The sequence below is a fragment of the Intrasporangium sp. genome (genome assembly GCF_039812505.1).
Taxonomy (GTDB): domain Bacteria; phylum Actinomycetota; class Actinomycetes; order Actinomycetales; family Dermatophilaceae; genus Intrasporangium_A.
This window is the reverse complement of sequence record NZ_JBDIAQ010000057.1, coordinates 1-22,212: the sequence shown is the minus strand read 5'-3', so window position 1 is coordinate 22,212 and position 22,212 is coordinate 1. Positions and strand designations below refer to the sequence as shown.

Here is a 22,212-nt window from a genome sequence, read left to right as displayed (position 1 = left end):
GAGCACGCGATGAGCGTCAGCGCCGCCGACCGGCACCGCAGCGTGCTGCCGCCCGCCGAGGACTACACCGAGGTCGGTTTCAACTACCGGATGACCGACCTGCAGGCCGCCATGGGATTGGTCCAGCTCGGCCGGCTCGAGCAGATCGTGGCCCGCCGCCGCGAGCTGGCGGCCCGGTACCGTACCGAGCTGAGCGGCATACCGGGCCTGCGGTGCGTCGGTGACCCCGACCATGGGACCTCGAACTTCCAGTCCTTCTGGGTCGAGGTCGCCCCGCCCTATCCGATGACCCGCGACGGGCTGCTGGCCCATCTCGCGGAGCGTGACATCTCCGCCCGACGGGGCATCATGGCGGCCCATCGCCAGCCCGCCTATGACGCGGCCGAGGCGGTCTCGCTGCCGGTCACCGACCGGCTCACCGACAACACCCTGATCCTGCCGCTCTTCCACACGCTGACCCATGTCGACCAGGATCGTGTCATCGACGCCGTGCGATCCGGTGCATCGACCGAGGAGAACCGCCCGTGACCACATCGATTCCTTTGGTGGACCTGCGCGCCCAGTTCGACGAGATCGCCGAGGAGGTGCGCACGGGAATGGCCGACGTCCTGTCCGCGACCGCCTTCATCGGTGGGCCGCAGGTCGCCAGGTTCGAGAGCGAGTACGCCGCCTTCGTGGGGGTCCGGCACTGCGTCGGTGTCGGGAACGGGACGGACGCGCTCGAGATGGCCTTCCGGGCGGTCGGAGTCGGCCCCGGGACCGAGGTCGTCGTCCCCGCGAACACGTTCATCGCGACGGCCGAGGCCGTGGTGCGGGCCGGTGGGACCCCGGTGTTCGTCGACGTCCGGCAGGACACGCTGCTGCTCGACCCCGAACGGCTCGAGGATGCCCTGACGCCGCGGACCCGGGCGGTCGCGCCGGTCTCCCTGTTCGGCCAGGTCGCCGAGATCGAGCGGATCGAAGAGGTCATCGGAGCCCGGCCGATCGCTGTCGTCGAGGATGCCGCACAGTCCCAGGGCGCCGAACGTCTGGGCCGGCGCTCCGGCGCCTTCGGCCGGGTCGCGGCGACCAGCTTCTACCCCGGCAAGAACCTCGGGGCGGCGGGCGACGCCGGTGCCGTGACGACCGACGACGACGACATCGCACGGGCAGTCCGGCTCATGGGGGCGCACGGCAGCGAGCGCAAGTACGACCACGAGACCTTCGGCTTCAACTCGCGGCTGGACACGCTGCAGGCGGTCGTGCTCAGCGCGAAGCTCAGTCGGCTCAAGGACTGGAACGCGCGGCGGGGGGAGGCTGCCGCCCGGTACGACGAGCTGCTGACCGGCATCCCCGAGGTGCGCACCCCGGTCACCGCCGATGGCAACGCGCACGTGTGGCACCTGTACGTCGTGCGGGTGCCCGACCGCGACCGGGTGCTCGAGGCGCTGCACGCGGCCGGTGTCGGCGCCGGGATCCACTACCCCGTGCCGGTCCACCTGACCGGAGCCTTCGCCGGCTTCGGGGTCGGGCCGGGCACCCATCCCGTCGCCGAGGCTGCGGCGGACGAGATCCTTTCGCTCCCGCTGCACCCGCACCTCACGCCGGCCCAGCAGGAGCGGGTCGTCGACGTGCTGTCGACTGCTCTGAGGTGAGCCCCTTGGCTGCGGACCCGACCAGGAGCTCGGCCGTCTCGGTCGAGACGGCGTCGAACGAATCGTCCGGCCGCTCGCTGGCTGCCCAGGTGGGCCACGGTGCGATGTGGGCCGTCGCGGCAAACATCGTCATGCGGTTCGCCAACATCGCCGTCACGGCGCTGCTGGCGCGCCTGCTCTCGCCGGCGGACTTCGGCATCTTCGCCATCGCACTGGCCGTGTACCTCGTCGTCGCCAGTTTGGCCGAGCTCGGCATGGGCTCGGCCGTGGCCCGGGCCGCGAGGGAGCCCGAGGACATCGCCCCGACGGTGGCCTCGATCTCCATCCTCGTTGGGACCGGTGTAGGCCTGTTGATGGCCGCGTTCGCCCCTGCCCTGGCCAACCTGCTCGGGCATCCCGATGCCGCCGGACCGATCCGGATCCTGTCGATCTGCGTCGCGCTGACCGGCTTCTTCACGGTGCCCGCGGCGCAACTGGTGCGTGAGTTCCGTCAGGGGCGGATCTTCCTGGCCACCATTGTCAGCTTCCTGGTCGCGAACCCGATCCTGATCGTCCTTGCTCTGCACGGCGGCGGCGCCGAAGCCTTCGCGTGGTCACGAGTCATCGGCCAGATCGCCGGAGGAGTCGTCTTCTGGTTCAGCACGTCGCGTCGCTATCTACCCGGCTGGCGGTCGGACCAGGTCAAGTGGCTATTGATGTTCGGCCTGCCCCTGTCGCTGGCAAACCTGGTGAACTGGTCCCTACTTAATGCCGACTACCTGATCCTGAGCCGCCTCCTCGATGCGACCCAGGTGGGCGTCTACATGATCGCCTTCAACGCTGCGGGCTGGTCGACGGCCCTGCTCGGCTCGGTCCTCAACAGTGTCGTCGTGCCGGCCCTGGGCAGGGTGAGCGACGACCCGACCCAGCTGCGTCGGGCCATCGCCCGCGCCTGCCGCCTGGTCGCCCTCGTCTCGTTGCCGATCGCGGCGCTCTGCGTGGGGCTCTCCGAGCCGATCATCCGGACGATCTTCGGCAGCAAGTGGATCGAGGCGATCCCCGTCCTGTCCGTGCTCGCGGTGTACGGCGCCATCTACGCGTTCACGTTGCTGTTCGTCAACGTGCTCGTTGCCACCGGTCAGACGACGCGGCTGCTGCTCATCCAACTCGGCTGGGTCGTCGTCCTCGTTCCGACCATGGTGTTCGGCCTGTTGCACTGGGGCCTGGAGGGCGTGGCCTGGGCACACGTGGTGACCATCAGTCTGGTGGCGCTGCCGGGCTACCTGTTCGCGATCCGCCGCTCGACCGGGTCGGGACTGCAAGACATGATCCCCTTGGTGCTTCGCCCGATCTCGGCTGCGGTGCTGGCGGGTGGGGCCGCCTGGCTCGCATCCTTCTTGGTCGGGCCGGAGATGCTGCGCCTGCTCGTCGGGGGAGTGGCCGGTGGGGCCGTATACCTGGCCCTGGCCGGCGGACTGATCGCCCAGCAGCTGCCGGCCCGGTTCGTCCCGGGGTGGGTGCCCGCCCGCTGGCGGGCTGCCCAAGCAGCAGGTGAGGCGTCGTGACGGATCTGCGGACGTCGACCGCAGCGTCGGATCTGGCGCCCCTGGCAGCGATCCCCGCATCCGAACCGCCGCTGAGTGTGCTGATCGGACTGGAGGGTCTGGCGCTGGGCGGATGCCCCATCAATGCGTTGGACCTGGGATGGACCTTGCGGCAGCGGGGCCACCGGGTGTCGGTGTTCGCCATCGAGGAGGACGTCAAGGTATCCCTGCTGCCGTATGCCGCGAGTCGCGGCTTCAGTCCGACGTTGCTCCCCGCTCAGGCACGAATCGTCGACCGAGCGCGCCAGATCCACGAGCTGGCCGGTGTGGTCGGGGCGGACGTCACTCACGTGTTCGGGCCGTGGCTCGGACCGGCCGCGACCGCAGCCATGGTGTCCAGGCGGCCAGGGGTAGCGATTGTCACGAACTGGATGATGGAGAACGTGTTCTACACCCCCCGGCACACGCCGGTCATCGTCGGCACCCAGCGTCTGCGTGACGAGTTGGAGCCGCGTCACGCGGGCCGCGTTTGGCTCATGGAGCCGCCGATTGACCTCGTGGCCGACGCTCCCGATGCCAGTCGGGGAAGGGAGTTTCGCCACACCTGGGGCATCGGCGATGACGAGCTGGCTGTCGTGGTGGTCGGCCGAGTCGACGAGCACCTCAAGGCGGAGGGGCTCGGCTACGCCATCCGCGCCATGGAGACGAGCGACCCTCGGCTGCGGCTGGTCATCGTCGGGGACGGCGATGCCTTCCAGCAGATCCGGACGTCGGCCGAAGACGTCAACCATCGCCTCGGTAGGACCGCGGTGGTGCTGACCGGTTCGATGAGCGACCCACGACCGGCGTACGACGCGGCGGACATCGCCTTGGGCATGGGAGGCTCGGCGCTCCGAGCTCTGGCCCACGGCAAGCCGCTTGTCGTGCTCGGACAGCATGGTTTCGCCCGCGTCTTCGAGCCGGCCAGCGCGGACTACTTCTACGACGCCGGCTTCTACGGTGTGCAGCGGCCGGACGACCCGGTCCGTCATCTGGCGGCGCTGGTCCAGTCGCTCAGCGGCGCCGAACGGCGGCTCACGCTCGGCGAGTTCGGTCTCTCGGAGGTCCGTGCCAGGTTCGGACTCGAGACCGGCGCCGCCCGGCTCGAGCAGATCTACCGGTTCACGCTGGCCCACCTGCCTTCCACGCCGCAACGATTCGTCGTCGCGGCCGCGCAGGTCGCCAGAGGAACTGCCCGTGAGCAGTGGCATGCCCTGCGAGGTGCTCTCGGATGAGGCGACGCTCAAGGCCGACTGCTTCAGGGCCACGAAGGCGTGTCCTGCTGGTCAGCCACGAAGCCTCACGATCAGGTGCACCTCGCGTTGCAGTAATGATCGCTCGTGGGCTGGTCCGTGCTGGTGACGACGTGCGCATCGTGTCCCGCACGGCAGGGCCACTGATGACCGACTTCAAGGCAGTCGCTCCAGCCTCCGTAGAACCGCTGCATCGCGCTCGACGACGGCTCAGGCGCTTACCGGGTGGTAATCGGGTGGCTCGGTTGGCCGACCAGCTTGCCGCCGCCGGAGTCATACTGGCCAGCAGGGCGGACGTGGTGTACGTCAACTCCTCTGCTGCCGCGTCATACCTGCGTGCGGCCCGTTGGCTCCGGCGTCGGACCGTTCTGCACCTGCATGAGTCGGCTGCGGTGGCCGGACAGTTCCTCGATGCAGCTTCAGTGACGGCCGGACTGACAGGCGTACAGCTGATCGCCTGCTCTCCGAGCGTCCGTGACGACGTGGCGCGTCTGCTCGGCCGGGCACCGGGCGACCTGACCTTGGTTCCCTCCGTGCCTGACGCTGCTGAGGTCGAGCGACGGGCGAAAGAGGCGCTCGACTCCACGTACGAGCCTGACGAGCTGGTCATCGGCTGTTGCGGGACCGCGGAGCGCCGCAAGGGGCCCGACCTCTGGGTGCAGGCGGCGCGGATCGTGCTGCAGCGACTGCCTCAGCTTCGGGTCCGGTTCGTCTGGGTGGGCGACGTCGCTGAGGCCGTGCAAACCCTGCCCGGGGAGCCGATCGAGTTCATCGGGCCACGGGACAACCCCTACCCACACATGCGACGGTTCGACATCGCCACCCTCCCGTCCCGTGACGACCCTTTCCCGCTGGTGGTGCTGGAAGCCATGTCGCTCGGCGTTCCGGTCGTGGCCTTCGCTGTGGGCGGCGTGCCGCAGCAGATCGGCGACGCGGGCATCCTCGTCCCGGTCGAGGATGTCGACGCGCTGGCGGACGCAGTCGTGGAGCTGCTCGAGCGTGCGGACTCCAGGGCAAGCCTCGGCGCAGCAGGCCGACAGAGGGTGGAGGACATGTACTCCGCGGCGGCCTTCGACGAGGCCGTGGCCGGGCTCGTCCGTGAGGGCAACGACTGATTCGTCTGACACAACGACGGACGGATGCGAGGATTGGGCCCAAATGCAAGAGGAGAGGGGACAACGGGGGATGTCGGACCAGGACTGGCGCGTGCCGGGTATCTCGATCGTATGTGTGTTCAACGACTTGGCGATGCGGCAGGACTGCTTGGACCGGTCAATCGCTGCGTACGCCGGTGACGTCGATGTCGACTACATCCCGGTCGACAACCGGCAGCACGAGTTCACCTCCGCCGGGGCAGCACTCAACCACGGCGCGGCCAACGCACGTCACGATGTCGTCGTCTTCGTCCATCAGGACGTGTACCTGCACTCGATCGACCGGATTGCAGAAGTCGGTACCCATTTGGATGGTGACAGATGGGGGGTCCTTGGCGCCAACGGCGTCACCGGCGACGGTAGGTCCTACGGTCGTATGCGTGACCGCGTGCTAGTCATTGGCGAGGACGCCGACGCCCCCGTCAACGTCGACAGTTTGGACGAGGTGCTCTTTCTGGTCAGGCGAGACCGGATTCTGGCGCACCCCCTATGCATTGACTCAGACCTCTCCTGGCACGCATATACCGTTGAGTACGGGTTGCGGATGCGGCGCCTCGGTCTCGGAGTCGGCGCAGCCAACCTCGCGATCACTCACAACAGCAAGACGATCAACCTCGATCGACTGGATGCCGCGCACAGACGTGTAGCGACCCTTTACCCTGAGTTCCTGCCAGTCCGGACGACTTGCGGCACAATCGGTTCACGATCCTCATCGTGGAGAGATGCACCCGTGATCCGCGACCATCGGTGGCGCCTACGGTGGCTCCGCGGGTCGGTGCAGACTCATCGACAACGATCCTCATTCAAGACTCGTGTCCTCTCCTGCGATATCCGAGAGGATGTGGACCTGCTAAAGTGGAGTAGAACGGTACCATTGCGTGTCATTAATCTGGACCGTGGTGGGGCCTTTGCTGAATACGCATCGACATCGGTACGGCTGAACCGTTACCACAAAGTGGTGTCCTTCCAAGTCGTCACGAAGTTGGCTGACGCCGTGTCACTCCTCACTGCGCGGCAGCCCGGCGAGTCCGTGATGCTGTCCGGCCTGTCAATGGACGATCTTCAGACGCTGGTTGAGCAGGTTCCAGACATGTCGGAGTGGGTTCTTGGGGTGCAGGACGATGGAGTATGGATATTCGGCGGGCCTGCTGTCGTTGAGCCTCCCGCTGTTTGGTCCGAGCCTCGTGCTGTGCCGTTGGGCGAGCAGCGAGGCGGAGCCCACAGTGGGAGTGAGCCTGTAACGCTCGTTCCTGGGCCCCGCCTCAACTAACCAATAGTGACGCTGCGTCACTCCTCAACTCGGTTGATCACGGTGCCGTCATCGAAGTGATTGTTGCTCCAGACGTTTCCGTTGGGACGTCCGATGGCGTTGAGGCTGTTGGTGGGCCCGTAAACTCCACATTTGCCAGATCCGCCCCGTCCGAAGACGTTGTTAGTTACGCTGATGTTTCGGGTATCTGGATAGGCCTTAGTCGGGTAGTAGCCCGGATTAAGACAATAGGCCGCCTGTCGGTGTTTACCGTTCTCGCTCATGTCAAATGTCGAGATCAGGAAGTTGCGGTTGATTGTTATGTTCTGGTTGGGTGCGAAATCGCCGTAGAACCCGATGACTGCGGAACATCCCCCGTCCGCAAGGTCGCCGGGCATCACAGAAGACCAGTCTCCGCACGACAGGAAGTTGTGCTCAATTAGATAACCGTTCGTTCCATTCCCACCTACCGCGTTGTAGTGATAGGCTTTCGCAAGAGTCATTCCGTGGACCCACGTGTCCTTCACTTCGCAATTAGAGTCACACTTGACGACTCCTTCTGATCCGTGAGAGTTGACGCGGATAGCGCGGAAGTTGGATCTGCCGACATTTTCCCACCACGAGAGGCTGTTCGGGACGACCTCTGTGTCCTCGATAAGGAAGGGGCCGTATGACGTCTTCTCGGCGAAGACCACGCCCTTTATTAGGGAGTTGCGGATCGTGACGCACGGCTTATTCAGATCGGTGCCGTTGCCAGCCTCGACGAGGAGGTCTTGGTTGACAATCTTAGAGTCGATTACGATGCCGCATGAACGGATTGTGGTCGGCCCTGTGTAGGTCGTCAACGTCACCGGTTTACGAGTGTCTCCAGGGAGACCTTTCGGATAGCCAGTGTTCTGCGGGCCGGGCCAACAGCCGCCCCATGGGTCCGGTCCCCCCGGTGTGTTCGGGTCGCCCACGCAGCCTGCTTTGGATGTCTCAGTGGCGGTAGGCCGGGGCGCGGTGGTGGTGCTGGTGGTGGTGGTGCTGGTGGTGGTGGTGCTGGTGGTGGGCCTGGACGCACTCGTGGTACTCGGCCGAGGCGCGGTGGTGGTGCTAGCAGTGGGCCTTGGCGTGGTGGTACTTGGCTGGGGTGCGGTGGTTGCTGGCGGCGCCGGGTTACCCGGTCGGACAGTCGTGAAGACGACATCGACGAAGTAGTTCGAGTCGCGCCACGTCTCCCGCGGCATTCCCCACCCGGCGTACGTGTAGACGCCTTGCGTCGCAGTAAGCGCATGATTGACCCGGGACTTGCTCGGCGAGAGCGCGTACTGGTCGTCCGCGTAACGGCCCTGAGGGGCACGGTAGGAGACGACGTAGTTGACACCGGTCTTGAGCTCCACCGGGGCGCTGAGGGCGGCCTGCTGCCACCCGGACCTGGTCTCACCCGAGAAGGTCGTCTGGGCCAAGAGTCGACCTGAGGAGTCCCACAGCTTGCCGACCTTGGTGCCGGTGTTCTCCGCTCCCTTGTAGTAGCGAACGGCCGTCACCCAGCCAGGGGTGTTGGTCGTGAAACGGGTGCCGACCTCGACGGAGGCGGTGTCGTTGTCGGCGACCGTCCCTGGCACAGTGGTGCTGGGCCAGATCGAGTAGGTGTTCGCGGCTGCGGAAGCGGTGAGGCCTCCGCTCAGGGTCGCGACGACCGTGCCGGCCACGGCGACCGCGGCCAGGCCAGCGACGACGATCCGACGCCGGGATCCGGGTTTGAGCGGCAGCGCGAAGGCGCGAGTGCGGCCCTCGCGCCTGTCGCCGCGCTGCTCTTGAGGGGTGGGGTCGTTCATGTCTGCTCCAGGGTCACGCGCCCCCCGAGGGGAAGGGGGCACTCGGGAGTTCGTCGCGACAGGACCAGCGTGGACCTGCTGCTGCCGCCGCATCGAACCCCAGTACCGGCTCGGCGCGGCGCGAACCGCACAGACGATAACAATCAGTCATCGATAGCGCGAACACAGCGTGCTGTGGCCGAAGGCATGATAAACGGACAAACCGCGCGAGGCGGAGCACGAATCCCCACGGTTGAACGGGTTGGACGACCATTCACATCCGACAAGGTCTGTCTCAGACCCTGAGACGCCAACGATGCTCCTCAGGACCTGTTCGAGTAGTTCAACGCGGATGAACCCGTCTGGACCTTGGTCGTGGCTGGGCGCGAGTGCGGCGCATTACCCTAGAGCCCGGACCCGTCGTCGCCCTGACCTCGGGTTTTCGTGCTGCCTGAATCCCTGGGGACTGCTTCACAGATGAGCTCTACCACCTCCGACCTACCGACCGTCCTTGACGCCCTCCGTTCCACGGACGATCTCGCGAGCGTCCGGACGGAGGTCCGGAGCCGGACCGGGCTCGTCGACATCAGCGCGAGTGAGGGTGCCCGTCCCTTCGTCGTCGCGGCCCTGGTACAGGAGCACGGTGACCGCGCCCCGCTCCTCGTCCTGACCGCGACGACGCGAGAGGCAGACGACCTCGCCGAGGCGCTCGGCTGCCTGCTGCCGTCCGAGCGCGTCGCGGTCTTCCCGAGCTGGGAGACTCTCCCGCATGAGCGGCTCTCGCCGCGCAGCGACACCGTCGGCCGACGGCTGGCGGTGCTGCGCCGTATCGTGCACCCGGACGGGTCGGACCCCACGTTCGGCCCGCTCTCAGTCGTCATCGCCCCGGTCCGGGCAGCGCTTCAACCGGTCACCAAGGGTCTCGGCGACCTGTCTCCCGTCGCGCTCCGTCAGGGCGACGACTACCCGCTCGAGGAGGCGGTCGAGGCCCTGGCCGGGGCCGCCTACGTGCGCACTGATCTGGTCGAACGCCGCGGCGAGTTCGCCGTCCGCGGCGGCATCCTCGACGTCTTCCCGCCCACCGAGCAGCACCCGGTCCGGGTCGAGTTCTGGGGCGACACGGTCGAGGAGGTCCGCTGGTTCACGGTCGCCGACCAGCGCAGCCTGCAGGTCGCCGAGCACGGGCTCTGGGCGCCGCCGTGCCGCGAGGTACTGCTGACCGACGCCGTACGGCAGCGGGCCGCCGCCCTGCGGGACCGCTTGCCCGGCGTCGCCGAGATGCTCACCAAGGTCGCCGACGGGATCGCGGTCGAAGGCATGGAGTCGCTCGCGCCGGCCCTGGTCGACGGGATGGAACCGTTGCTCGACGTGCTCCCGCCCGAGTCGATCGTGCTGCTCGCAGATCCGGAGCGGATCCGCCGCCGGGCCCACGACCTCGTCGCCACGAGCGAGGAGTTCCTCGAGGCGAGCTGGTCGAACGCAGCCGCCGGCAACGCGGTCCCGGTCGACCTTGCCGCAGTCCTCGGCACCGCCTCGTTCTGGACGATCGCCCAGACCCGGGCGCGCGCCATCGAGACCGCACGGCCCTGGTGGACGCTCACGTCGTTCGCCCGGGACCAGGACCTCGGCATCGAGGACGACGCGGCCGAGGTCCACCTGACCGTCCACGCCTCGGACGCCGACGCGTTCCGGGGCGACACCCAGCGTGCGCTCGAGCACATCCGCGGCCGGGTGCACGACGGGTGGCGCCTCGCCGTCGTCACCGAGGGCCCCGGCCTGGCGCGCCGCGTCGCCGACGTGCTGCGCGAGCACGACATCCCGGTGCGCGACCTCGACGGGTCGCTCGAGCCGGGCGTGGTCGGCATCACGACGGGTGCCCTGGGGCGCGGGTTCGTCCACGAGGGGAGTCGCCTCGAGGTCCTCACCGAGGCCGACCTGACCGGACAGGCCGGTGGCGGGACCTCCACCAAGGACATGCGCCGGATGCCCGTGCGGCGGCGCAACCAGGTCGACCCGCTGCAGCTGCGCCCCGGTGACCACGTCGTGCACGAGCAGCACGGCGTCGGCCGGTTCGTCGAGATGGTGCAGCGCACCGTCGGCGGAGCCACCAGGGAGTACCTCGTCATCGAGTACGCCGCCTCGAAACGTGGGCAGCCGGGGGACCGGCTCTACGTCCCGACGGACCAGCTCGACCAGGTGACCAGGTACGTCGGTGGCGACGCGCCGACACTCAACCGGATGGGCGGCTCCGACTGGCACCGGACGAAGTCGCGAGCCAGACGCTACGTCAAGCAGATCGCCGCCGACCTCATCCGGCTCTACAGCGCCCGCATGGCCACCAAGGGCCACGCGTTCGGACCGGACACGCCGTGGCAGCGCGAGCTCGAGGAGGCCTTCCCCTACGTCGAGACCCCCGACCAGCTCACGAGCATCGACGAGGTCAAGCAGGACATGGAGCAGGAGGTCCCGATGGACCGCCTCATCTGCGGCGACGTCGGCTACGGCAAGACCGAGATCGCGGTCCGGGCCGCCTTCAAGGCCATCCAGGACGGCAAGCAGGTGGCCGTGCTGGTGCCGACGACCCTGCTGGTCACCCAGCACCACCAGACCTTCTCGGAGCGCTACGCCCAGTTCCCCGTCAAGGTCGAGGCACTTTCTCGCTTCCAGAGCGATGCCGAGGCGGCGCGGGTGCTCGCTGGCCTCGCCGACGGCACCGTCGACCTCGTCATCGGCACCCACCGGCTGCTCGCCAGGGACGTGCGGTTCAAGGACCTGGGGCTCGTCGTGGTCGACGAGGAGCAGCGCTTCGGCGTCGAGCACAAGGAGCTGCTCAAGACGCTGCGGACCGCGGTCGACGTGCTGTCGATGTCGGCCACGCCGATCCCGCGCACCCTCGAGATGGCAGTGACCGGGATCCGCGAGATGTCCACGCTCGCAACGCCGCCCGAGGAGCGGCACCCGGTGCTCACGTTCGTCGGCGCCTACGACGAGAAGCAGATCACCGCGGCGGTCCGGCGCGAGCTGCTGCGTGAGGGTCAGGTCTTCTTCGTCCACAACAAGGTCAGCAGCATCGAGAAGGCCGCCGCGCGGCTGCGCGAGCTCGTCCCCGAGGCGCGGGTCGCGACGGCGCACGGCCAGATGAGCGAGAAGCGGCTCGAGCGCGTCGTCCTGGACTTCTGGGAGAAGCGGGTCGACGTGCTGGTCTGCACCACGATCATCGAGACCGGCCTGGACATCTCCAATGCCAACACGCTGGTCGTCGACCGGGCCGACGTCCTGGGCCTGTCCCAGCTGCACCAGCTACGGGGGCGGGTCGGCCGGGGCCGCGAGCGGGCCTACGCCTACTTCCTCTACCCGCCGGAGAAGCCGCTGACCGAGACGGCCCTCGACCGGCTCCGCACGATCGCGAGCCACACCGACCTCGGCGCCGGCATGGAGGTCGCGATGAAGGACCTCGAGATCCGGGGCGCCGGCAACCTGCTCGGTGGTGAGCAGTCCGGCCACATCGCCGGGGTCGGCTTCGACCTGTATGTGCGCCTCGTCGGCGAGGCCGTCGCCGAGTACCGCGGTGACGGCCAGCAGGGTCCGGTGGGTGAGATCAAGATCGAGCTCCCCGTCGACGCACACCTGCCGCACGACTACGTGCCGGGGGAGCGGCTGCGGCTCGAGGCCTACCGGAAGCTCGCGACGGTCGAGACCTTCGAGGCGGTCGACGACATCGCGGCCGAGCTGCGCGACCGCTACGGCAGCCCTCCCGAGCCGGTGCAGAACCTGCTCGAGGTCGCCCGGCTGCGCGTGGTCGCCCGCCGGGCCGGCATCGCCGACATCGGCCTGCAGGGCAAGGTGGTCCGCTTCGGTCCGGTGCGCGACCTGCGCGAGAGCCAGCAGCTGCGCCTGCTCCGGCTCTACCCCGGCACCGTCGTGAAGGAACAGCTCGGCGTCATCCTCGTGCCGGTGCCGATGACGGCCCGTGTCGGCGGCAAGCGGCTACGCGACGTCGAGGTCCTCCTCTGGGCCCGTCAGCTGGTCGAGGCTGTCCTGCTCGCCGACCTGACCGCCGCGGCGACTGCCGTGTCGGCGGTCGCCTCCGGCGGCGCGTCGGCACCGTAGGATGGCAACCGCATTCCGCCCTAGGAGGATCTGTGAAGGCTCTGTCAGGTGAGACCGGTGCCGCCAAGCGGCTGGCCGTCGGTACCGTCGCGGGGGTGGCGGCCGTGTCGCTGCTCGGCGCGTGCAGCACCGTGACCAAGCAGCAGGCGGCCGCCGTGGTCAACGGTCACGTCATCCGGCTCTCCGACGTGGCCGAGACCGCCAAGCAGCTGCGCGCGGCCAACCTCGACTTCTCCGAGGAGATCGTGGTCACCGCCCTCATCGCGGCCCCGCTGCTGCACGAGACCGTGGCGGCCTCGGGGAGCTGGAAGCCCGACGCGACCTACGCGAACGTCGTCAACGCGATGCCGGGTGCGACCGACACGACCAAGACGTTCGTCTCGACCGTCGCGCTGCTCCAGTCGGCGCAGATGACCAGCGCCGACGTCGCGCAGTACCGCACGGACCTCAAGCAGGCCCGCATCTCGGTCAACCCGCGCTTCGGCAGCTTCGTCCCCTCCGACCAGGGCCCCGTCTACTTCAGCCTCGGCCAGCAGGCACCCGACTGGATCGCCGCCGCGCCGGCCTCGAAGTGAGCCGGCACCGCGGATGGCGGGCCGGCTGACCCTGCTGCTGACGACGCCACGCGTGGCCCCCGGACTGCTGACCCGCGACGCGTGGCACGCCGTCGATGCCGCCGACGCGATCTGGGCCCGGCAGGGCGAGTACCAGGCGCAGGCCCTGCGTGAGGCGGGACTCGACGTCGACACCCGGCCGACCTCGCCCCCGGCCACGCTCGCCCGTGACCTGGTCAAGACAGCCGAGCAGCGTAACCTCCTCTGGGTGGGCTCCGCCGACGGCGATCCGGGGCTGACCGATGCGATCGCCGCCGAGGTGTCCCGCCTCCCCGACCCGCCGGACGTCGAGCTGCTCGTCGGCTCCCACGACGTGCAGGGCGCCCGGCTGCTCGACGTCGTCGCGGTCATGGACCGGCTCCGTTCGCCCGGCGGGTGTCCGTGGGATGCCAGGCAGACCCCCCGGACCCTCGTGCCCTACCTGCTCGAGGAGGCCCACGAGGCGATCGAGGCCATCGAGTCCGGTGACGCCGCGCTCGTCCGTGAGGAGCTGGGTGACCTGCTGCTCCAGGTCGCCTTCCAGTCCCGGGTGGCCGAGGAGGACCCGGAGGCGCCGTTCGACATCGACGACGTCGCGGGCGGACTCGTGGACAAGCTCGTCCGGCGACATCCCCACGTCTTCGGCTCGGTCGACGCGCCGACGGCGGAGGCAGTCGAGCGGAACTGGGAGGTCATCAAGGCGGCCGAGAAGCCCGAGCGCAGCGACCCCCTCGAGGGCATTCCCGCGTCACTGCCGGCGCTCGCGCGCGCCGACAAGGCGATCTCCCGCCTCGAACGCGCCGGGCTCGCCGAACGCGTCGAGGTGGCGGCTGCCGGGGACGACCTCGGTGCCCGGCTGTTCGCCCTCGTCCGTGAAGCTCGGGGGGCGGGAGCCGACGCGGAGGCGACGCTGCGGGCGACGCTGCGCCGGTTGGCCCGCTGACCCCGGCCGTATGCCACTGTGCCGGCGCCCGTTCGCGGCGCGACCGGCCGCCCGGCTCGGTTCAGTTCGACGTCCCCGACCCTGGTTCGGTCAGTAGGCACCGCGCGAGGCGAAGACCGCTTGGACCGTTCGCATCACGATGGACAGGTCCTGCACGATCGACCAGTTGTCCACGTAGTAGAGGTCCAGCCGCACAGCGTCCTCCCAGGCCAGGTCCGAACGTCCGGAGACCTGCCACAGGCCGGTCAGGCCCGGGCGCACGTGGAGCCGTCGGTGTGCCTCGGGAGGGTAGTCGCGTACCTCCTTCGGCAGAGCGGGCCGTGGCCCGACCAGACTCATCTCTCCCCTGATGACGTTGACCAGCTGGGGCAGCTCGTCGAGGGAGAACCGGCGGATCAGCTTGCCGACGCGGGTGACCCGCGGGTCCTCCTTGAGCTTGAAGAGCACCCCGTCGGCGTTCAGGTTGTGATCCTGCAGCTCCGCCTGTCGGGCCTCTGCATCCGGGCACATGCTGCGGAACTTCAGGCAGTCGAAGTTCTCCTCGTCCCGACCCACCCGGGTCTGACGGAACAGGACCGGGCCACCGTCCTCCAGTCGGATCGACAGCGCGACCAGACCCATCACCGGCGCGGCGAGCAACAGCATCAGGCCGGCCCCGACGATGTCGAACGCGCGCTTGAGACCTCGGGAGGCAGCCATGCCCTGCGGCTGCTCGACGTGGACCAGCGGCAGCCCGGCGACCGGGCGCATCTCGAGCCGGCCGGCCGAGATGTCACCCAGGCTGGGCACGACGACCATCTGCACCGGCGAGCCCTCGAGCTCCCACGTCGTGCGCCGGAAGTCGCCGGCAGTGGGAAAGGCCCCCTCGGTGAAGACGACGATGTCCGCGTCCTGCTGGGGGACGATGTCGGCCACTTCGGTCGTCACGCCGCACACCGGAATGCCGGCCGGCGTGGCCGCCACCGGTGCGGACGAGGGCAGCAGCGCCCCGACGACCTGGTAGCCCATCCAGCTGTCCCGCCGCAACACCTTGCACACCTCGTCGACGTGCGCCGGCGAGCCCGAGACGAGCACCCGTGACATCAGATGGCCGTGGCGGCGGGCCCGGTGCACCACCCGACGGGCGCCCCAGCGCCACAGCACCAGCATCGGTACCCCGACGATGAACATGAGGGCGAAGAACCCCCTGGCCAGGTTGTACTGCGTCAGATAGCAGGCCATGCTGACGAGCCCGGCGGTCAGCGCCGCCCCCGTGAGAATGCGGGCGTATTCGCTCGTGCCGACCCCGAGCCGGCTTTGGCTGTATGTCCCGGATGCGAGGTTTGCGAGCATCCAGACGGCCACCATCCCGACCCCGGCCGGGCCGATCACCCCGGGTACCTCGGCGATTGTCGTGTCGAAGAACCCGAGTCTCGGACGGGCGAGCATCGCCACCACCGTGGCCACCACGATGACGGCAAAGTCTCCGGCTACCAACGAGGTTCGCCAGTACTGGATCCCTCGCGGTCGAACCGGGGCCTGCCTGGCCAGTCGCTCTCGACGCCTGTTTTCAAACGTGAGCAACGGCTCACGAACGGTTTCAACCATACCTAGTCCACCCCACCACGTTGGTTTGGTCCCCCAATGCCGGGCTCTGTCGGAACCAGCAGCTGTTGCCAGTCTCGCCAAGGCCCGACGTCATTTCAGCGAAATGGAAAAGAATGATCGATACTCGCCGGTAATATCCGAGCATATCATTCCATTTCGTATTCGTGGAATATGTCCGGTATGAATTGGATTGGTAGGGAATGTGACGTGCGCCACGTTGAGCCCGCGTCGCTGCCGGCCTGCGGTGGGGCGACGGGCTAGGCTCGACGTGCAGGGGCATACCGAGCCGCCAGCGACGGAGTCGACACCCGGGAGGGGCCTGTGGCCAGCATCGAGGAGATTGGCGCCCGCGAGATCCTTGACTCGCGTGGCAACCCGACCGTCGAGGTCGAGGTCCGTCTCGACGACGGCACCTTCGCCCGGGCGGCCGTGCCGTCCGGGGCGTCCACGGGTGCCTTCGAGGCCGCTGAGCGCCGCGACGGCGACTCGGGCCGCTACCTCGGCAAGGGTGTCGAGCAGGCCGTCGAGGCGGTCCTCGAGGACATCGGTCCTGCCCTGATCGGCTTCGACGCCAGCGAGCAGCGCCTCGTCGACGGGGAGATGATCGCCCTGGACGGCACCGCCAACAAGTCGGGCCTGGGCGCCAACGCCATTCTGGGCGTGTCCCTCGCCGTGGCTCGTGCGGCCGCGGAGTCGGCCGGCCTGCCGTTGTTCCGGTACGTGGGCGGTCCGAACGCGCACGTGCTGCCGGTGCCGATGATGAACATCCTCAACGGCGGCTCCCACGCCGACACCAACGTCGACATCCAGGAGTTCATGATCGCGCCGGTAGGCGCACCCAGCTTCCGTGAAGCGCTGCGCTGGGGGGCGGAGGTCTACCATGCCCTCAAGAAGGTGCTGCACGGACGTGGCCTGGCGACCGGGCTCGGCGACGAGGGCGGCTTCGCGCCGAGCCTGCCGTCCAACCGCGAGGCGCTCGACGTCATCCTGGAGGCTGTCACCGCGGCCGGCTACGCCCCGGGCACGCAGATCGCCCTGGCGCTCGACGTCGCGGCCTCCGAGTTCCACGAGAGCGGCAGCTACCGCTTCGAGGGGACGAGCCGGTCGGCCGCCGAGATGGCCGACTACTACGCCGAGCTCACCGAGGCCTATCCCCTCGTCTCCATCGAGGACCCGCTCGACGAGGACGACTGGGACGGCTGGCGGACCATCACCGAGCGGCTGGGCGCTCGCGTCCAGCTGGTCGGGGACGACCTGTTCGTCACGAACCCGGAGCGGCTCTCGCGGGGCATCCGGACCAGCACCGCCAACGCGCTGCTCGTCAAGGTCAACCAGATCGGCACGCTCACCGAGACGCTCGACGCGGTCGCGCTCGCGCAGACCAGCGGCTACCGCTGCATGATGAGCCACCGCTCGGGCGAGACCGAGGACACCACGATCGCCGACCTCGCTGTCGCGACGAACTGCGGCCAGATCAAGACCGGGGCGCCGGCCAGGTCCGAGCGCGTCGCGAAGTACAACCAGCTGCTCCGCATCGAGGAGGAGCTGGACGACGCGGCGGTGTATGCCGGTGCCGGCGCCTTCCCGCGGTTCGACCGGTCCCGCTACCCCGCCGACGGGGGCTGAGCCGCACGATGGCCGACCGTACCCCTGCGCGCACGGGTCGGGCGCCGAGCGGCACCAGACCGCGTCCGGCAGGTGCTCGGTCCGCGCCGCGTCGCGGCGGGGCGGGACCGGGCCCTCGGGCCGGGCGACCCCGCCTCGGCAGCGAACGCCCCGGCAGCGCGGCCCGGGTGCGCAGCCTGCCGCCGTCGCCCCCACCACCGTCGACGGCCTGGGTGCGCGGCGCGATCCTGGTCGGCATCGTGGTCATGCTCGCGGTCACCCTCGTGCCGACGCTCCGCTCGCTGCTGCAGCAGCAGGACGAGGTGACCGCGCTGCGGGACAAGGTGGCCCAGCAACATGTCGCGGTGGCCGACCTCGAGCGGCAGGCGGCACTGTGGCGCGACCCTGCCTTCATCGAGCAGCAGGCCCGCGAGCGGCTGAAGTTCGTCAAGGTCGGCGAGAAGTCCTACACGGTGATCGGGCTCCGCCCGGACGGCGACGCCGTGACCGAGCCCCAGCCGATCGTGGCGGCGCCGCTGGCCAACGACGCGGCGCCGTGGTACGGCAAGGTATGGCAGTCCATCCAGATCGCCGACCGTCCCGCTGCCGGGGCGACGGGCACCACGGCCCGCGACGCCACGCAGGGCGTCGAGGACGGCTCACGATGACCGGTGGTGCGCTGCCGGGCCGGGTCGGTGACACCGATCTGGTCGCCGTCCGGCGACAGCTCGGCCGGTCGCCTCGCGGGGTCGTGGCGGTCGCGCACCGCTGCCCGTGCGGCCAGCCCGACGTGGTGCGCACCGAGCCGCGCCTGCCCGACGGCACACCCTTCCCCACCACGTTCTACGCGACATGCCCCCGCCTTACCGGAGCCGTCAGCACACTCGAGTCGGCGGGGCTGATGCGGCAGATGAACGAGCGGCTCGCCGCCGACGCGACGCTGCGAGCGGCATACCGGCAGGCCCACGAGCGCTACCTCGCCAGCCGCGCGGAGCTCGGCCACGTCGCCGAGATCCATGGCACCTCGGCGGGCGGCATGCCGACCCGCGTCAAGTGCCTGCACGTGCTGGTCGCGCACGCGCTGGCCGCCGGGCGGGGCGTCAACCCGCTCGGGGACGAAGCCCTCGACCTGCTCGGTGACTGGTGGTCGCCGACCTCGTGCGCGCAGCAACAGGCCGTCCAGGGCGCGGGGATCGGGCATGGCTGACACCACCCGGGTCGCAGCGGTCGACTGCGGCACCAACTCGATCCGGCTCCTGGTGGCGGACCTCGACCCGGCCACCAGGACACTCCGAGACGTCGTGCGCCGCATGGAGATCGTGCGACTCGGGCAGGGCATCGACCGCACCGGTGTGATCGCCCCCGCCTCGATGGCGCGCACGCTGGCGATGACGAGGGAGTATGCCGCCCAGTGCCGCTCGCTGGGGGCCGTCCGGGTCCGCTTCGTGGCGACCTCGGCCTCGCGCGACGCCCGCAACGCCGACGAGTTCGTCGATGGCGTGCGTGCTGCCTTCGTCGAACACTGGGGACAGCCCGTCGACCCCGAGGTCGTCTCGGGCGACGAGGAGGCGGCACTGTCGTTTCGCGGTGCGACCGGTGACCTGGTCGCCAGCGGCGTCGAAGGGCCCTACCTGGTCGTCGATCTCGGCGGCGGGTCCACCGAGTTCGTCCTTGGGACGGTCGCGGTCGAGGCGGAGCGCTCGGTGGACATCGGTTGCGTCCGGATGACCGAGCGCCACCTGGTCAGCGACCCGCCCACCCGCGGCGAGATCGACGCCGCCACCCGCGACATCGACGCGGCCATCGACCTTGCGGCCCGAGTCGTGCCGTTCCGGGGTGTGCGTGCGCTGGTCGGCCTGGCCGGCACGGTGACGACCATCGCGGCCCACGTGCTGCGGCTGCCCGGGTACGACCCGGCGGCCATCCACCTGTCCCGGGCGCCGGTCGGCGAGGTCCTGGCCGCCGCGGCGGACCTGCTGCACCTGACCCGGGCCGAGCGGGCCGCGCTGCCCTACATGCATCCGGGGCGGGTCGACGTCATCGGTGCCGGGGCGCTCGTCTGGAGCCGCGTCGTCGAGCGGGTCGCGACGGTGGCCGGCGTTGACAGCGTGATCGCCTCGGAGCACGACATCCTCGACGGCATCGCCCGTTCGCTCGGGGCGTGAGCGGGCTCTTGTGACACGCGGGACGGTTGGCCGGGTCTGGCGCGCTCTGCTGTGGGTCGTCGCCGGTGCAGCGCTGCTCGGTGTCGGGCTGCTCACGGTGCCGCGGTTGACGGACCCGGACAGCCGGCGCGGGATCGAGCTCGTCGCCTTCACCCCCTTTGGGCTGGTGCCGGCAGCGCTGCTCCTCGTGACGGGGGTGGCCGTCGCGGTGGCCCATCGTGGTGGTGCCCGCCTGCTCGGCCAGGTCCTGTCCCTGGTCGGGCTGGTAGCCACCGCCCTGCACGTCGTGTGGCTGGCGCCGCTCTACGTCGGCTCACAACCGGCGGCGGGAGGGGAGCCGCTCGTCGTGATGACCCAGAACTTCGAGTACGGCGACGCCGATGCGCTCGCACGCGAGGTACGCGACCGTGGGGTCGACGTGCTCGTGCTGTGCGACATGGGGCCGGCGCAGTGGGCAGCCGTCCAGCGGTCCTCGGTGCCCGTGCAGCTGCCCCATCTTGCCGACAACGGCGGCGGAGTGGTCGCCTTCAGCCGGTACCCGCTCGCTGACGACGAACCGATGACGCTGCACGGCGCCGGCCGCTCGGTGCGGATCGAATCGAGCCCGATCGGCCCGGCCACCCTCTTTGCGCTGCACCCCGTGCAGCCCTACCGCCCCGGTGTGTGGTCGGAGGACGGGGCTCGTGTCGTCGAGGCGGTCCGCACCAGCCTCGCGCACGATCCGGACCCGACGATCGTGGCCGGCGACCTCAACGCGACGCTCGACCACTGGCCGGTGCGGGCGCTCGAGTCACTGGGACTGACCGACGCGGTCGACGCGGTCAACGGTGGCTTCCAGCCGACCTTCCCGGCCGGTGGCCAAGAGCGTCGTCTCGGGATAGCGGTGCCGCCGCTGGTCCAGATCGACCACGTGCTCGTGTCACGGCAGCTCGTCGTGAACGCGGTCGACCGCGTGGCGACGCCGGGTGCCGACCACCTCGGGGTCCTGGCGACGGTCCGCCGGGCGGTGAGGTGACAGCTGCCGAGTGCTACGCGGGCAGCTCTCACCTCACCGGGATCACGTTTGGCTCGACGCCAGCTTGTTCTCGACGAACGCCGCCAGGGTGCCGACCGTCTCGAAGAGGTCGCCGGTGAACTCGTCGTCCTCGATGTAGAAGCCGAAGCGCTCCTCGAGGGAGGTCGCCATCTCGACGACCGCGAGCGAGTCGAGCTCGGGCATGCTGCCGAAGAGCGGAGTCGACTCGGTCAACGTGTCGGCGCGGTCCTGGATGCCCAGTGTCTCGACGATGGTCGTGATCACCCCGTCGAGGGTGGAGCTGCGTGTCTGCATGATGTCCTTTCGCTCAGACCAGTATCTCAGGGGGCATGGGGTGCCCGAGGAAGGCCGTGGGGCTGGCCGTCAGGCCGTATGCCCCGGCCTGGAAGACCACCACCAGATCGCCGATGTCTGCCTCGGGCAGGAGCACCTGATTGCCCAGCAGGTCCAGTGGGGTGCACAGGCAGCCCACGACGTTGACCTTCTCGCGCTCAGCCTTGTCGACGCGGGTGCCGACGGCCAGCGGGTAGTTGCGGCGGATCGCCTGTCCGAGGTTGCCCGACGCGGCGAGCTGGTGGTGCATGCCGCCGTCGACGACGAGGTAGACCTGTCCGCGCGACACCTTGCGGTCCACGACCCGGGTGACGTAGACGCCGCACTCGCCGACGATGTAGCGCCCCAGCTCGATCACGGTGCGAGCCTCGGGCAGGTTCGGCCGGATCTCGTCCTCCAGCAGCGCCGCCAGGTTGGCCCCTACGGCGTCGAGGTCGAGTGGCGTGTCCCGCTCGAAGTAGGGGATCCCGAACCCGCCGCCGAGATTGAGGTACCGCACCGGCCAGGGCGACGCCTTGGCCAGACCGAGGACGAGCTCCACCGTCCGGCGCTGGGCCTCGCAGATGATCTCCGCCCGCAGGTTCTGCGAGCCGGCGAAGACGTGGAAACCCTCGAAGTCGACGTCCCTCGGCTCGAGGGACTCGAGCAGCGCAGGGACCGCCTCGGCGTCGACGCCGAACTGCTGGGGTCCGCCACCCATCCGCATGCCGGAGCCCTTGATCGCGAAGTCGGGGTTCACCCGCACTGCCAGCCTGGGGCGCAGCCCGAGGTCCTCGCCCGCCGCCACGACGCGGTGCGCCTCGGTCGCCGACTCGACCTCGATGATCACCCCGGAGGCGACGGCCTGGCGGATCTCGGCGACCGTCTTGCCCGGGCCCGCGAAGCTGATCCGTTCGGGCCGCATCCCGGTGTCCAGCGCGGTCCGCAGCTCGAGGGCGGAGGCGACGTCGATGGCGTCCACCAGCCCCGCGATGTGCTGGGCGACCGCAGGCATCGGGTTGGCCTTCATCGCATAGCTCAGCTCGATGCCTGCGGGCAGGGTGGTGCGCAGCGTGGCGATCCGGCGCTCCAGCAGGGCCCGGTCGTAGGCGAAGAACGGCGTGGACCCGACCCGTTCGGCAAGCCGCCCGAGTGGGATGCCGCCGACGGCGAGCTGCCCGTCGACCGCGCCGAAGGCGGCGATCCCGGT

General features: G+C 69.4%; 18 protein-coding genes. 14 read left to right on the top strand and 4 right to left on the bottom strand.

Annotated elements, in window-relative coordinates:
* From WMI84_RS09445 to WMI84_RS09420, 6 genes are all read left to right on the top strand, one after another.
* Positions 1-528, top strand: a 528-nt coding sequence (locus WMI84_RS09445) for a DegT/DnrJ/EryC1/StrS family aminotransferase (RefSeq protein ID WP_347352507.1), incomplete at its 5' end; no start/stop codon positions are given.
* Complete coding sequence (locus WMI84_RS09440; protein ID WP_347352505.1) at positions 525-1,634, top strand: DegT/DnrJ/EryC1/StrS family aminotransferase; 1,110 nt, start codon at positions 525-527, stop codon at positions 1,632-1,634. The genes WMI84_RS09445 and WMI84_RS09440, both read left to right, overlap by 4 nt.
* 5 nt (positions 1,635-1,639) lie before the next feature.
* The gene (locus WMI84_RS09435) at positions 1,640-3,178 is read left to right on the top strand and encodes a lipopolysaccharide biosynthesis protein (RefSeq protein ID WP_347352503.1); all 1,539 of its coding nucleotides are present in this window, start codon (positions 1,640-1,642) and stop codon (positions 3,176-3,178) included.
* A complete protein-coding gene (locus WMI84_RS09430) occupies positions 3,175-4,431 on the top strand; it encodes a glycosyltransferase family 4 protein (protein WP_347352501.1) in 1,257 nt (418 codons plus the stop codon). Before WMI84_RS09435 ends, WMI84_RS09430 begins: the two co-directional genes overlap by 4 nt.
* Positions 4,428-5,564 (top strand): glycosyltransferase family 4 protein, encoded by a 1,137-nt coding sequence (locus WMI84_RS09425; RefSeq protein ID WP_347352509.1) that lies wholly within the window; start codon positions 4,428-4,430, stop codon positions 5,562-5,564. The genes WMI84_RS09430 and WMI84_RS09425 overlap by 4 nt, the downstream gene beginning before the upstream one ends.
* Positions 5,565-5,607: 43 nt before the next feature.
* The gene (locus tag WMI84_RS09420; protein WP_347352499.1) at positions 5,608-6,873 is read left to right on the top strand and encodes a glycosyltransferase; all 1,266 of its coding nucleotides are present in this window, start codon (positions 5,608-5,610) and stop codon (positions 6,871-6,873) included.
* Between the two features lie 17 nt (positions 6,874-6,890).
* Here the strand turns inward: WMI84_RS09420 and WMI84_RS09415 are convergent, their stop codons facing one another.
* Positions 6,891-8,672, bottom strand: coding sequence for a DUF4082 domain-containing protein (locus WMI84_RS09415; protein ID WP_347352497.1), 1,782 nt, complete (start codon positions 8,670-8,672; stop codon positions 6,891-6,893).
* A gap of 456 nt (positions 8,673-9,128) precedes the next feature.
* Between WMI84_RS09415 and mfd the strand changes: the two genes are divergently transcribed.
* Genes mfd through WMI84_RS09400 form a run of 3 tightly spaced genes read left to right on the top strand, consistent with a single transcriptional unit; the run spans position 9,129 to position 14,297 of the window.
* On the top strand, positions 9,129-12,761 hold the full coding sequence (gene mfd / locus WMI84_RS09410; RefSeq protein WP_347352495.1) for a transcription-repair coupling factor: 3,633 nt from the start codon (positions 9,129-9,131) through the stop codon (positions 12,759-12,761).
* 32 nt (positions 12,762-12,793) lie between these two features.
* Positions 12,794-13,336, top strand: a complete 543-nt coding sequence (locus WMI84_RS09405; protein ID WP_347352493.1) for a hypothetical protein — start codon at positions 12,794-12,796, stop codon at positions 13,334-13,336.
* A gap of 13 nt (positions 13,337-13,349) precedes the next feature.
* Positions 13,350-14,297, top strand: coding sequence for a MazG family protein (locus tag WMI84_RS09400; protein WP_347352491.1), 948 nt, complete (start codon positions 13,350-13,352; stop codon positions 14,295-14,297).
* A gap of 90 nt (positions 14,298-14,387) precedes the next feature.
* Here the strand turns inward: WMI84_RS09400 and WMI84_RS09395 are convergent, their stop codons facing one another.
* Positions 14,388-15,884 (bottom strand): sugar transferase, encoded by a 1,497-nt coding sequence (locus WMI84_RS09395; protein WP_347352489.1) that lies wholly within the window; start codon positions 15,882-15,884, stop codon positions 14,388-14,390.
* A gap of 321 nt (positions 15,885-16,205) precedes the next feature.
* Between WMI84_RS09395 and eno the strand changes: the two genes are divergently transcribed.
* From eno to WMI84_RS09370, 5 genes are all read left to right on the top strand, one after another.
* Entirely contained in the window at positions 16,206-17,510 is a 1,305-nt protein-coding gene (gene eno, locus WMI84_RS09390; protein ID WP_347352487.1) for a phosphopyruvate hydratase, read from the top strand.
* A gap of 167 nt (positions 17,511-17,677) precedes the next feature.
* Positions 17,678-18,157, top strand: coding sequence for a septum formation initiator family protein (locus WMI84_RS09385; RefSeq protein WP_347352485.1), 480 nt, complete (start codon positions 17,678-17,680; stop codon positions 18,155-18,157).
* Positions 18,154-18,696, top strand: a complete 543-nt coding sequence (locus tag WMI84_RS09380) for a DUF501 domain-containing protein (RefSeq protein ID WP_347352483.1) — start codon at positions 18,154-18,156, stop codon at positions 18,694-18,696. The genes WMI84_RS09385 and WMI84_RS09380 overlap by 4 nt, the downstream gene beginning before the upstream one ends.
* Entirely contained in the window at positions 18,689-19,654 is a 966-nt protein-coding gene (locus tag WMI84_RS09375) for an exopolyphosphatase (protein WP_347352481.1), read from the top strand. Before WMI84_RS09380 ends, WMI84_RS09375 begins: the two co-directional genes overlap by 8 nt.
* 10 nt (positions 19,655-19,664) lie before the next feature.
* Positions 19,665-20,669: an endonuclease/exonuclease/phosphatase family protein gene (locus WMI84_RS09370; RefSeq protein WP_347352479.1), complete on the top strand. Its 1,005-nt coding sequence runs from the start codon at positions 19,665-19,667 to the stop codon at positions 20,667-20,669.
* Between the two features lie 42 nt (positions 20,670-20,711).
* On the opposite strand, the gene WMI84_RS09365 is transcribed toward WMI84_RS09370, so the two are convergent.
* Positions 20,712-20,984, bottom strand: a complete 273-nt coding sequence (locus WMI84_RS09365) for an acyl carrier protein (RefSeq protein WP_347352477.1) — start codon at positions 20,982-20,984, stop codon at positions 20,712-20,714.
* A 13-nt stretch (positions 20,985-20,997) separates the two neighbouring features.
* A partial coding sequence (locus WMI84_RS09360) for a pyridoxal-dependent decarboxylase, exosortase A system-associated (protein ID WP_347352475.1) occupies positions 20,998-22,212 on the bottom strand: 1,215 nt, incomplete at its 5' end.